A 12,938-nucleotide genomic window follows, 5' to 3' on the forward strand; every position below is an offset into this window, starting at 1 on the left:
GTATCGCTTTAGCATATTAATTGGCTTCTTTTTTATTTTTAGAGACCAAATTTATGATTATTTCTACAAGTACGACAGCAATTAAAGAAAGTCCAAATAGTGGCATCAGTATTCCTAAAATGATCATGAACATGATAAAAGGAATAGATACCTTTTGAGAGATTTTAGGTGGTGCAGATAGCATACCTTGTTTCTTTCGCAGTAGCCATGTTCTGAATCCCCAAGCAATAACTACTAAAAATGCTAGACATACTAGTAAATTGATTAATTTATTTGGCCAACCAAACAAATGACCTTCATGTAAAGGAATACCCCAAGTGAACCATTTAGCAAGAATGCCATAGTCCTCATAGCCAACCTTGTCTATAAATTTCCCGCTATATTGATCAAAATACATAGTCGTTTCATCATCCGGGCTAACATCAAGACCTGTTACACCTGTGTTACTAGATTTCGCAACCGTATAAACACCGTCTTCGCTAGTAGGATAAATAATAGCGTATGGTTTTGAGATATTCATTGCATCAATTTCTTGTTGTAGCTTTTCCACACTTAGTTGGTTAGGGTTAGCAACATAGCCTGTATTTCCTCCCCCGTGATGGGCTGCATGTGCCGAGTCTGACATTGGAGGAGTTTCTTGACGAGTAGCCCAAGGAATCTCACTTACATCAGATGTAGGTGGCTGCTGTTGCAATAATGGCGTGCCGAAAGAAGGATGATCTTGTGAAGCTTGGTAAATATATTTCCCCATAAACGCAGACCATGGTAAGCCTGTGAAAATAATAACAAGCATTGGAATCGTAATAATTGTCCCAACAAGGGCATGGAATTTTCTACTCTTTTGACGTTTGTTTGTCTGCTTCGTTTTCTTTAGTAGTTTTCCTTTAAACGTCATGTAAATGCCTGAAAGCATTAAAAAGATAGCCCAGCACGCAGCTAATTCAACTAAATAATTGACAACCGTTCCTCCAATAAATAAGGAACTATGGATATTTCTAATAATATTCCCAAATGTGTAGCCAGCATCTTGACCACCAATAATTTGGTTATGATCATCTAAAAACACATATTTTTCTTTGCCATCTGCATTTTTCATCGATAAACGTGTATTGTATGGTTCTTCTAACTCAATAATTTTATTTGTTTTGTAACCAGCATATGATTCTTCTGCAAGTTTAACAGCATCATCAATAGATTGTACCTCGGTTTTTCCACTTTCACCAAAAAAGTATTTATCATATAACTGATTTTCAACATCAGTATAAAATAAATAGCCTATACCACTTAATGTTAGCGAAATAAGCAGTGGGGTAATAAATAATGCGGCATAAAAGTGCGTTCGCCAAAAGCTCTGATAAAACGTGTTTTTCATGTTGTATTCTCCAATCTATAATAATAAGCGCAAAATTATTATATAGATAAAAAGTGAAATATGAATGAAGTCCTAGGGATTATTTTATGACAATTATATGTATTCCTATTAATATAATACGTTTATAAGAAATAAAGAGTAGCCAAACGCAATCATTTTCAGTTTGGCTACTCTTCTTTTTCTATACTATTACAAATTCATATTCACAAGAATTTTACATTGGCTACGATCTTTTACAAGTGCTTCAAAGCCTTTTTCAACAATATCATCTAAGCTAATTTGACTTGTAATAACGGCATTCCCATCAATTACACCTCTTGCAAGTAAACGAATAACTTCAGGGAATATATTTAAATAAGCAAATGAACCACTAATCTTTATTTCTGGTGAAACGATTGTATTAGGATTGAATTCAACAGGTCTTTCCCAAACACTGACGATTTTGAATTCGCCACCTGGATGTACAGAATTTACGCCACTTGTAAATGTAGCTTGAACACCAGCTGCGTCATAGGCTACTTCGACACCTCCGTTTGTTTTTTCACGGATAAAGGTAGCTGCATCTGTTTCAATTGGATTAATGACATAAGTTGCACCTAGCTCAAGTGCTTTTTGACGTCTTTCATCTGAAACTTCTACAACGAAAATTTCACTAGCACCCGCTGCTTTTACTGCTTGTAAAACCAATAATCCAATTGGACCAGCACCGAAAATAGCTGCTGTATCACCAAGTTTTAGCTGACTTTGACGCACTGCATGTACGGCAACTGCTGTTGGTTCGACAAGTGCCCCTAGCTCTAAGCTCATATTATCTGGTAATTGATATACATTTTCTTCTCTGACAACTGCATATTCTGCAAAACCGCCAGAAATTGTATACCCATATGACTGACATTTTTTACAAAGGTTCGAGTAGCCACGTTTACAGTTATCACATTTCCCACATGGAATTGGTGGTTTAACAGCAACGCGGTCACCTACTTTTGTATGTATCACACCGTCCGCAACTTCAACGACCACACCTGCAAACTCATGCCCTAGTACTGGTTGTGTACGGAACGGATAGGCACCCCCTACGTATTCATGCATATCACTACCACAAATACCTGCAAACTCAACTTTTACTTTAACCATGCCATTTTCTAATGCTGGAAGTTCTGCTTCTTCAACTCGGATATCATTTATTCCATATAATTTTGCTGCTTTCATTGTTAAAACCTTCTTTTTCATTTTTTTGTATGAAGCCCATCTAATACGAAGCTTACTGCAAGATCCGCTATATATTCAGGTGTTGTATCAATCGATGAACGATTTAAAAATGGATTATTATAGGAGAACATTAACGTTCCCATTACAAAATTTATTGCTATATCAATCGATTCAAAATCAATTGTCTTTTGCTCTTTACAGGCTACTAAAATAGCGCGGAGTTGCTCCCAAGATGGTAAAAAAACATCCTTTAGCATTTCTAATCTAGGACTATTCATGACAATTTCTTGCTGTAAAATATCAATCAATTCATGTTCGTTCGTTCGATAAAGGACAAAATTTCTGCAAAAACTTTTAAGAGAATCTAATGAATCGTTCAAGTCGTAGTTTGCATTCATAAAGGTGTGGCGAAGAGGTTCAAATAAAGCATTAAAAACATTTTCTTTCCCACCAAAATGATATGAAACTAGGGCAAGAGAAACATTCGCCTCTTCACAAATTTGCCTTACAGTTGTCCCATCAAATCCCCTTGAAGAAAACAGAGATTTTGCGGCCTTTAAAATTTGTTCCTTTACTTCTTTATTTTTCTCGTTTTGTACATCTAATTTTTTATTGATTTAACTCACCTCTTTTTTGAACAAACGTTCAAAACAACTGTTCAACGAAATCATACTCTTGTATTTTTAGTATGTCAATTATTTTGCACGTTGTTTGAGAATCTCGCTATGAACGAATTAAAGAAAAAAAGGCTACTTATTGCCCCGTAAAATGGTGAACATTAAGTAGCCTTTTATTTTATTCCACTTTACCAAGCAGTAGCCTACCAGTATTAGCCCGATTAGTGTTCACTTTACCCCGCTTTAACGGGCAGTACTACTCCAAACTTTAATATTAAGCTATAGCGAAGTAGTTACATGGGGTTTAACTGCCCGTAAATGCCCGATTGGTGAACACTAATAATCAGTGGGGATAGTGCGTCCCCACTGATTAAAGTTTCACTTTATCCCGCTTTAACGGGCAGTACTACTCCAAACTTTAAATTTAAGCTATAGCGAAGTAGTTACATGGGAATTAACTGCCCGTAAATGCCCGATTGGTGAACACTAATAATCAGTGGGATGAAAAATCCCCACTGATTAAAGTTTCACTTTACCCCATTAGTTCTTTCATTACATTCTTATATGCTGTTAAAATATCATTTTCATGAACAGCATCCTGCCCTACATACTGTTCAACTAGCTCCCCTAATGTGTGAGAAGTACTTGTATACTGCTTTTCCATGATTTCAAATTTTAACAGACTTTCATAATACTCGATTACTTGTGGATTCATGTGTAACACTCCTTCATTTTTAGCATAAAAAAACATCTTTCCTTCTACAGAAAGATGTCTACTATTACAAATACACGACATAATACGGTGATTGCCATGGCGAAAAAGGCTTTCTATTAATAATAGAAGCTTTCTTTTCAGCAATCATCGTACTATGAGCATGCAGGAGAAGTTCTCTAGTCACACTCAACACCCCCTATCCTCGTAGGTTTTTTGGTTGTACTAGATAAAGGCAGGTCTCCTGGCTTATGTTCATCACACCTTTCACCTTCCCATTACAAGTCGTAACAGTGGTCTTTTGAAACGTGCTCCCATTTACAGTTGCGGGACAGCGTCGGATTTGCACCGATCTTCCCTTTTAAACAAATCAAAATATGATTTGTACCTCTATCTTATTATTCCGTTTTTATTATTATACCATAGTGGTTTGTGTTCATTGACCTATCCTAATAGATTACTAATAACGATTGTAATGGAGTCAATTTATGACCTTTCATTAAATTAGAGTATTCTAGACAGATTTTCTCTGTGTTTCATCGTTGATAATTAAAGAATAAGGTTCTATCGTTTATAGACGTTATCGACTAGCTTCGAGGTAACGATCAATCTCTTTCAATGCGCATCTACCATTTATCTACCAAACAATACTTTCCTATGGTTATGCTTTCACACCCTCTCCTATGGCACCACACATAATGTGTATCCACCAATGTCAAAAACAAACTTGTAAATTAAGGAATATTTTGTTATTTTATAGTTAGTTATTCAACTAACTAATATTTAGGAGGTGAATAAGAATGGCAAAACCTACTGGTATCGAAAAGTCAGATTTAATAACGGCAGCCAAGCAAAGTTTAGTAGAAAAAGGGATTGAAAAATTCACATTAAAGGCTGTTGCGGAGCAAGCTGGTGTAACACAAGGAACTATTTATTATCATTTCAAATCAAAAGAGCAGATAATTCTCGAAATTGTCCAAGACATCTGTGAAAATTCTTGGAATGAGATGTTGACGATTGATCAACAAATGATTCAATCTGCACTTCTCTCTGCAAAAAGTCGATATGAAAATGATGCCTTTTATCATAAATTATTTTTCACTTTAATAGTCTTTAGCTTTACAAACCCGGCTATTAGACAGCAAGTTGGACAAATTTTAGCGGCTGAAAATGAACATTTATGTCACGTTTTAGAGAAACTATGGGATACATCACCAATTGATGGTGTCTCAGTGGAAACGTGGAGCATTTTTCTCAATGCCCTTATTGATGGTTTAGCCATACAAGTGATGATGCAAGACGATTTCGATGTAGATACATTCTATCAACAATTAGAAAAAATCTTACAGACACTGTATTGTCTTGGAAAATAATTTGAGGAGGAACACAATGCCATTCTTTTTATGTTGGGGATTTGCGATTTGGCTTGTAGCAAGTGCTGTATTCCGATTAATGGGGCATTACTTTTTTATCCTTGAAAAACCTTTATTCATGATGACCGCTTTCATTTTAGTTATTCCACTCATTTGGATAGCGACAATACCTATTTATTCTTTGAAAAAGATAAAGGGTTCAGAGCGATTACTAGCCGCAATCTGTATCGCATTACCTGGAATGCTCATCGATGCAATCGTATTATTAGTTTTCGACAATGTTTTTCCGAATTTATCAGCTGATGTAGATCGTTATTTCGCTGCATGGCTTCTATTAGCCTATTCCCTATTACTTATTACTGGTTTTACAAAGGCATCATTCGTGAAGAAAAAAACTATTCATTCGTGAAAATCAATTATGCCTCGGCATAATTGCGTTCGTAATCGGCTTTGTGCTTAGGCCTGCAGATGTTTTTTGTGCGAAAGCGCAGTGCTAACGTAGCGTCAGCAACACGAGGGCCGACACGATGTCGGTCATTTCGGTAATGCCACAGGACGTGGCGTTTTTACCGATGCTGGTTAGTTAGCCGTTATCGCATGAATGCGATGATTTTAGGCTAACATCCTATGTGAACTCCATTCCGATTCCGTGACATCCGCCGGAGGCTTTGGGCCAACAGATGTTTTTTGCGCGAAAGCGTAGTGCTAACGTAGCGTCAGCAGCAAGACGTTGGTCACTCAGTCTTGTTGCTGACGCTTCGCTTTCGCACAGATAAATTGCCACAGGACGTGGCGTTCTTAGACTGAGTTCCTCTATTTCAGCGAGTGTTTAGACACCCGCTGAAAGAAATTAAAGGGTTTTCCATTATTATCCTAGAAGTAAGTATTAATTAGAATTAAAGGAGGAGAAAAAATGGTTATAGGCTTACATCACGTTCAAATAACAATTCCAAAAGGTGAAGAAGAAAAAGGGAAACATTTTTACTGTCAAGTATTAGGATTAAAAGAACTTGAAAAGCCTGATTCGCTTAAAGGACGCGGTGGATTCTGGTTACAAGTCGGCAATAAAGAGGTACATGTAGGGACAGAAGATGGCTTTGATAGATTAACGACAAAAGCTCATATTGCCTATCAAGTTGAAAATATAGAAGAGTGGAAAAAGACATTAGCCGAACATCATATAGAAATTTTCGACGCAGTTCCTATTCCTCATTTTGAACGCTTTGAATTTAGAGATCCATTCAGTAATAGAGTGGAGATGATTCAGGAAATTTAAAGGTTATCTCTTGTACTCCTGAAAATATTAGCCAAGACTCTACTCAATCTTGAATAAAAGTACTTGAAAAATATTATGATGAAATAAAGTATTCAGCTTCGGCAAAGCGAGGGGTTGATTTCCGTTCCAACTGGGCGCTTTGTTGCTGCCGCTTCGCTTTCGCACAGAGCAAAGCTTCCTGGGGGCGTCCGATGAGCCGCTTTTGGTGTTGCTGTCGCTACGCTTTCGCACAGATAAAACATTTGCTGCCGCTACGTTAGCACTACGCTTTCGCACAGAAAACATTCGCTGCGCTCCAGGGTCTCGGGCCAACAGGATGTTGGTCACGAAGGCGTTTCACAGGATGTGATGGTTTTAGCCTTCGTTCCTCTATTGCTAATCCCCAAGGAGTCGCCCAGTCGTAACAACCAATTCACCTAGCATCTCATACTATTTTATTATGATATAAAGAAATATCAGCAACAATGAATTTTCTGTGCAATAGCGCAGCGTAACCACAAATATTACATTAACCATTTTATTTTCTACTGTTAATCAAGAACTCGATTCCGCCCATCCATCTTTCTGTTATACGCTGAGCTAATTCTCCAATAAAGTAACTAATTATTGGAAAAAAAATAATCGCTGAGCACCCACCCCATAGCATAATATTAAATGCCCAAGCTCGTTTCAGGGTAAGTGTAAAGATGAAAATCATTTTAAAAAAACAAAACATTTGAAGACAATAAATAAGTGATTAGGATGACCATTCTCATTTGAATCCGATTCAATGTCCCTCTACCCTACTCAAAAGCAGTAGTTGTCTTTCACTGCCTCCTTCTAGCGTTTCGAAAGGCTTTACGGCACCTATGACCTTTCGTTTCTACAAATACTTCACCCAACTGAAACATTTGTAATAAAACTGTAAATTAAGGCGATGAAGCCTTTTATATCAGGTGTTTACAGCGAATTCCCATTCGTCGTGGTAACAATTACCTCCAAGAAGCCTTACTTTTTCATGCTACGATTAATTCCAGTGGAAAGCCAAAACAGGGTTAATCTTAACAAATAGCTTCAGGAGGAATTTAACAACATGAATAAACGATTTTTAACAACAACATTAGCATTGACGATAGGTTTTAGCTCAGTGGGGATAGTACAGCCAACTGTTCAACCTATAGAAGTTGAGGCTGCAACAACAAATGCCTATAATAACTCACAAGCAGTTAATGCGAAAGCAGATCAATTAATTCAAACTGGAAAAAGCTTAATTGGTCAGGCGACATACAGTAATACAACATACAAGGCTACGTATCCATATAAATTTTCTTGTGCTTCTTTTATCATGTACATTTTCGAGAAAAATGGTGTAGACCTTGCAACCTATAATGAAGATTATATGTTACAACAAGGAACATCTGTTAGCAGAAGTCAATTACAAAAAGGTGATTTACTATTCTTTAAGAGTAAAAAAACTGGGACAGACCCTGACCACGTTGGTATGTATATCGGGGACAACAAAATGATTCACATGGCTGATTCTAAGCAAAATATTGTTATTTCTGATTTAAATGGCAAACCATATTATACAGATAATTATGTAGGGGCCCGTAGAGTATTACCTACATTACTTTCAGCTAATCCTGCAACGAAAGGCGATAAGATTGTTGAAAACGCCTTTAATTATAAAAATAAAGTAACTATGAGCTCTACAAATAATGAAGCCAGTCTTCGCTTTACAGCACCAGGATTTGTAGACTTTGTCTATCGTAAGAGTGGAGTTAAACTTGGTACAACCACTTTAAAAGAACAAATGAATGTTGGCACAACGGTTTCACGTGCCAATTTGAAAAAAGGTGATTTAGTGTTCTTTAATAGTGTTATAGGCTCTAAAACTCCTTCACTAGTAGCTATCTATGCAGGAGATCAACGTATTATCATTCCAAGTTCTAGTGGTATAACTACAAGAGTACTTATGGTTGACTATTATAAAGAGCATTATATTACAGCAAAACGAGTTTTTTAAGACAGATTTAAATTGGATATAGAAAAAAGAAGCTTTCCTTAAGGAAGCTTCTTTTTCTATTATATATTTTTTAACTGATTCGCAAATTCAATCATAGATTTGCTGGACATTGGACCTTTAATAAGAACAACGGTTTCACTGTCAAGCTTAGGCTTTAGTACATCTAAAACTCCTGTAACATCTTGAAAAATATGAACATCTGCCTTTGTGCCTTCCTTCAACGCTTGGTTCGCGATATTCTCGGCTCTTTTGCCAATTGTAATAAGCGTATCAATGTTTCTTTTCGCGACCATTGTGCCAATCTCTCGATGATATTTTTCTTCGAAACTACCTAATCGCTTAATGTCACCTAAAATTAGAATTACTTTTTTCCCTATTCCAATCGTATCTAAAACCTTTAGTGCTGCTTCAACAGAAGTCGGGTTGTTTGTCCATGTATCATCTACTATCGTACTTTCACCGATACCAGTAGAAATCTCTAAGTGCCGTGCCATCGCTTTGAACGTTCTTAATTGTGAAATAGCGACAGCAATGGAAAGTCCCATTTCCTTTATGGCAGCTATAGCCGCTAATGCATTATATACTTGGTGTTCTCCGTATCCTGGAACAAATACATTGTACTTGTCATTTGACACTTTTAGTACAAATTTCATGCCGCCTTTTGTGAATTGGATATTCGTAGCTTGATAATCTGAATTTTCGTGAACGCCAAAGGTAATAATCTTCCCTTTAAATTTATGCAAGGGGATCTTTTTAGTGTTTTCATCATCACCATTAATGATTAATGTGCCATCTTTTTTTATTCCTTCTAAAATTTCTGCCTTTGCTTTTATATACCCATCAAGATTAAGACATCCGTCTAAATGATGGACACCGATATTCGTAATAATACCAATCGTCGGCTGATAGATCATACATTGGTGTTTAATATTCCCACTATTCCCCAAACCTAATTCAAAGATAGCTGCTTTTGTTTCCTGATCGATTCCAGTCAAGTACGGTAAGGATTGCCGTGGCTCGTTTTTACTACTTACAGATGCTTGAACATTCCATTCCTTACTAGCTATGTGTTTAATCATTTCTTTTGTTGTCGTTTTACCACATGTTCCGGTCAAAGCAACGACTGGTATTTGAAATAGATTCCTGTAATATTCAATGAATTTCCAATAGGCCTGCACAACACTCTTGACGCGAATAACGGTTGTATTCTTCAGCGATTTTTTCAATTCTTCTGATGATTTATCCGAAATGACTAGAGATGGGCCCTTTCGATCTATCTCGTGCCAGTTGATTGTATCACTTTTACTAACAAACATAAGTGTATGATGTTGTGTCAGTTCATGTCGGTTATAATAAATTGCATGTTTTACTGACCAGAGTTCAGAACCGCTTATTAATTCTCCATGCAATAATTTTCTTATATCGCTAACACTTATATGTTGCAAGTTAACTACGCCCCCTTTCTATAAAGTATATTTCTGTATAAATGAGTTAATATATGACCACGCTTCTGCATTTCTTAGCAATTAGCTATTGGCATGCTCAATCTAGTAAATGATGAAAAATAACATTTATTTAGGTGAAAAGAAGAATCTATTCAGAAGTAGATAATTTTTTTATTTTTAAATCATCTGCCAACTTCGAAACTTCCTTACTGTACATATCTCCTTTAATGAAAAGAACCGTATTTTCATCTACAATATCTTCTAACAACGTATAGACGCGCGTACTATTTTTAAAAATATACACAGGTGAACTCAGTCCTGCCTCAATGGCATGAAGCGCCATAATGCTTGCATGTTCCCCTATCGTAATAAGTACATCGACCCCAATTTCACTAATTAATTCTCCCGCTTGCTCGTGAATAATATATCCCCAAGACCCTAAATCTGTGATCGTTCCAAGAACGGCAATCTTTTTCTTACCTTCTCCGAGAGCATTCAAAACCTTTAATCCTGCCTCCAAAGAAGTGGTCGTAATATTCCATGTATCATCTATTAATATGGAATTATTAATACCCTTAAATACTTGAAGCTGCTTATTCAATTTTTGGAATGATGGCAGTTGCTTTGCTGCCAACGAAATCGGCAAATCCATTTCATCAATAGCTGCAATAGCAGCAAGGGCATTATATACTTGGTGCTCGCCAAAACCTGGTACAAAGATTTCATAGAGTTTCTTCTTGTGATGAACGTTGAACAGCATACCATTTTTGTGGTAGCGAATATCACTTGCTCGAAAATCACAAGATTCATGCTTACCTACTTTTATGATATGTCCTTGAAACTTCGATAAATCTAATTTATTTGTGTTGATATCTTCAGCATTAAGGATTAATGAGCCTGTGGGACTAATAATGTCCAACATTTCACCCTTTGCTTTGATATACCCCTCTAAAGTTTTACAATAATTTAAATGATGTGCTCCTATATTTGTAATAATCCCAATAGTCGGCTTGAAATATTCCCCCGCAAGTTTGATGTCCCCCGGTGAACCGACAGCAGTTTCAAAAACGGCTGCGTCGGTATGATCATCAATATTCAGTAAATATTGTAAAGAAGCAGTTCTAGAATTACTACTAAGTGGCGTGGATACTACATTTTTTTCTGCTGAAAGTATATGTTTGATCATTTCCTTTGTCGTCGATTTACCAGAAGTACCAGTAATAGCTACGATAGGGATATCAAATTGATTGCGATAATAATTTACAAATTTCCAATATGCCTCATCTATATTATTTACTTTAATGATGATGATTTGCTCAGGTATTTCCTTTTGACTGTATAGTCTATCTGTTACAAGCACTATAGGATAAAGTGTCCCCATGTCTTTCCAGTTGACAATACGCTTATCTGTAAAAAGGGCGGTATTTGGTTTTTTCACTTGCTTCAGTCGATAAGCTCCATGTTGAATCAACACTTCCTCCGACCCTTGCACTAAATGGCCTGCAGTAATGACTGTTAAATTCTGCACCGTAAGAGGCTTCATATTATTTTTCCCTCCTTTCCACTCTAGTATATGTACCTTCTTAAAAGTTGCTTGGATGTATACGAGATACATAACTAGAGGAAATCTATTTTTACGCATATATATATAGTTGATAAAGCATCTAAGTACCAATAGAAGGAGTGATATACCTGAAAACGATTATATTTATCGGCACAAACAAATCCGGGTCAAGTCGTGAAGCAACAAGAGCAGCAGAAAAATTAGGTTATTTTACCGTCCTATTTACAAACAACGAAAAGCAGTTACAGCAGAGAAAAGCCTACCCAGATATTCATAAAATGATTCTTGTTGATACTTCGAATATAGAAGACATGAAAGATGAAATTTATAATTTAACTAAAACTGGGTTAGAAATAAAATCTATTGTTAGTTTTGTTGATCCTTTTGTCCATATAGCTTCAATTTTATGTGATGAATTTTGTGACAACTATACATCTTCAACAGCTATTGAAATGATGGAGGACAAAGAAAAAACTAGAAATTTTTTAAAGAACCAGCCTTATTCTCCTAAGTTTTTTCTTCTCAAGCCAAATGAGTCCTTCTCTAATAACATGGCATTTCCACTTATTGTGAAATCTCCAAAATCAACAGGCTCCAAAGATGTTTTGTTAGCAAACGACTCAGACCAACTGGAGAAACACTTGAGCCATCTGCGAAGCAAAAATCCTCGTGAAACAATAATGATTGAAGAATATATCGAAGGTCCGCAATATTTAGTAGAAGCACTTGTCTATAAACGGCAAGCTAATATCATCGGTATTATTGAACAAGAAATTACTCAAGGTAAACGTTTTATCATTACTGGTTATGGTGTTCTCGTTAAAGCTCCAAAAGAAATTCAAGCTGGTCTTGAGGAAGTTCTCCAATCTATTGTAAAAGCGTTTAACATCGAAAATGGTGCTCTGCATTTAGAGCTTCGTTTAACAAAGAACGGATGGAAGCTTATTGAGATTAATCCACGAATCTCAGGGGGAGCAATGAATACTATGCTTCACGCCGCTTTTGGATTTAATTTAGTGGAAGAAACACTTAAATTATTTTTAGGTGAGCGCCCCGATATCAATCCAAGGCATAGAAAGTTTGTCTATACAAAATACGTCATTGTTGAAAGTAAAGGTATTTTAGAAAAAGTTATTGGAAGAAATAGAGCAACGAATTCACCGGGAGTTGTGGATGTATATGTGAAGCCGAGAAGAGGGACATTTCTAACCCCTCCTTTATCGATGGGACATCGTTATGCATATGTAATTGCGGAAGGTGCGACATTAGCTGAAGCTAAAAGTAAAGCGATTAACGCCGCGAAAGAAATAAAGTTCATTCTAAAAGTATCATAGATTTAAGATGCTTTCTGAAATTGCTCTCATT

The 12,938-nt window shown here is 36.4% G+C and carries 11 protein-coding genes, 1 pseudogene and 1 riboswitch; of the genes and pseudogenes, 5 read left to right on the forward strand and 7 right to left on the reverse strand.

Going from position 1 to position 12,938, the window contains the following annotated elements:
- Positions 1 to 16 precede the first annotated feature (16 nt).
- The 5 genes and pseudogenes from ACQKMI_RS04890 to ACQKMI_RS04910 form a co-directional block, all read right to left on the reverse strand.
- The gene (locus ACQKMI_RS04890) at positions 17 to 1,372 is read right to left on the reverse strand and encodes a PepSY-associated TM helix domain-containing protein (RefSeq protein ID WP_427487562.1); all 1,356 of its coding nucleotides are present in this window, start codon (positions 1,370 to 1,372) and stop codon (positions 17 to 19) included.
- Between the two features lie 189 nt (positions 1,373 to 1,561).
- Complete coding sequence (locus ACQKMI_RS04895; protein ID WP_427487563.1) at positions 1,562 to 2,581, reverse strand: 2,3-butanediol dehydrogenase; 1,020 nt, start codon at positions 2,579 to 2,581, stop codon at positions 1,562 to 1,564.
- A 17-nt stretch (positions 2,582 to 2,598) separates the two neighbouring features.
- Complete coding sequence (locus ACQKMI_RS04900; protein ID WP_427487564.1) at positions 2,599 to 2,979, reverse strand: hypothetical protein; 381 nt, start codon at positions 2,977 to 2,979, stop codon at positions 2,599 to 2,601.
- 84 nt (positions 2,980 to 3,063) lie between these two features.
- Positions 3,064 to 3,198, reverse strand: a pseudogene (locus ACQKMI_RS04905) (TetR/AcrR family transcriptional regulator); the annotation flags it as partial.
- A 532-nt stretch (positions 3,199 to 3,730) separates the two neighbouring features.
- A complete protein-coding gene (locus tag ACQKMI_RS04910) occupies positions 3,731 to 3,913 on the reverse strand; it encodes a hypothetical protein (protein WP_427487565.1) in 183 nt (60 codons plus the stop codon).
- A gap of 214 nt (positions 3,914 to 4,127) precedes the next feature.
- Positions 4,128 to 4,317, reverse strand: a riboswitch (cobalamin riboswitch).
- Between the two features lie 393 nt (positions 4,318 to 4,710).
- Between ACQKMI_RS04910 and ACQKMI_RS04915 the strand changes: the two genes are divergently transcribed.
- The 4 genes from ACQKMI_RS04915 (at position 4,711) to ACQKMI_RS04930 (ending at position 8,564) form a co-directional block, all read left to right on the forward strand.
- Positions 4,711 to 5,283, forward strand: coding sequence for a TetR/AcrR family transcriptional regulator (locus ACQKMI_RS04915; RefSeq protein ID WP_427487566.1), 573 nt, complete (start codon positions 4,711 to 4,713; stop codon positions 5,281 to 5,283).
- A 16-nt stretch (positions 5,284 to 5,299) separates the two neighbouring features.
- Positions 5,300 to 5,692 (forward strand): DUF5367 family protein, encoded by a 393-nt coding sequence (locus tag ACQKMI_RS04920; RefSeq protein ID WP_427487567.1) that lies wholly within the window; start codon positions 5,300 to 5,302, stop codon positions 5,690 to 5,692.
- A gap of 504 nt (positions 5,693 to 6,196) precedes the next feature.
- Complete coding sequence (locus ACQKMI_RS04925; RefSeq protein WP_427487568.1) at positions 6,197 to 6,559, forward strand: VOC family protein; 363 nt, start codon at positions 6,197 to 6,199, stop codon at positions 6,557 to 6,559.
- Positions 6,560 to 7,631: 1,072 nt separating this feature from the next.
- Complete coding sequence (locus tag ACQKMI_RS04930; protein WP_427487569.1) at positions 7,632 to 8,564, forward strand: C40 family peptidase; 933 nt, start codon at positions 7,632 to 7,634, stop codon at positions 8,562 to 8,564.
- Positions 8,565 to 8,623: 59 nt separating this feature from the next.
- Here ACQKMI_RS04930 and ACQKMI_RS04935 read toward each other — a convergent pair whose 3' ends face one another.
- Together ACQKMI_RS04935 and ACQKMI_RS04940 are read right to left on the reverse strand one after the other, a co-directional pair.
- Positions 8,624 to 10,009, reverse strand: a complete 1,386-nt coding sequence (locus ACQKMI_RS04935; protein WP_427487570.1) for a UDP-N-acetylmuramoyl-tripeptide--D-alanyl-D-alanine ligase — start codon at positions 10,007 to 10,009, stop codon at positions 8,624 to 8,626.
- 148 nt (positions 10,010 to 10,157) lie between these two features.
- On the reverse strand, positions 10,158 to 11,552 hold the full coding sequence (locus ACQKMI_RS04940; protein ID WP_427487571.1) for a UDP-N-acetylmuramoyl-tripeptide--D-alanyl-D-alanine ligase: 1,395 nt from the start codon (positions 11,550 to 11,552) through the stop codon (positions 10,158 to 10,160).
- Positions 11,553 to 11,701: 149 nt separating this feature from the next.
- Here ACQKMI_RS04940 and ACQKMI_RS04945 point away from each other — a divergent pair, with 149 nt between their 5' ends.
- The gene (locus tag ACQKMI_RS04945; protein WP_427487968.1) at positions 11,702 to 12,907 is read left to right on the forward strand and encodes an ATP-grasp domain-containing protein; all 1,206 of its coding nucleotides are present in this window, start codon (positions 11,702 to 11,704) and stop codon (positions 12,905 to 12,907) included.
- The last annotated feature ends 31 nt before the right edge of the window (positions 12,908 to 12,938 follow it).

This window comes from Lysinibacillus sp. NPDC097214 (assembly GCF_050277945.1).
In the GTDB taxonomy this organism is placed as follows: Bacteria; Bacillota; Bacilli; order Bacillales_A; family Planococcaceae; genus Lysinibacillus; species Lysinibacillus xylanilyticus_B.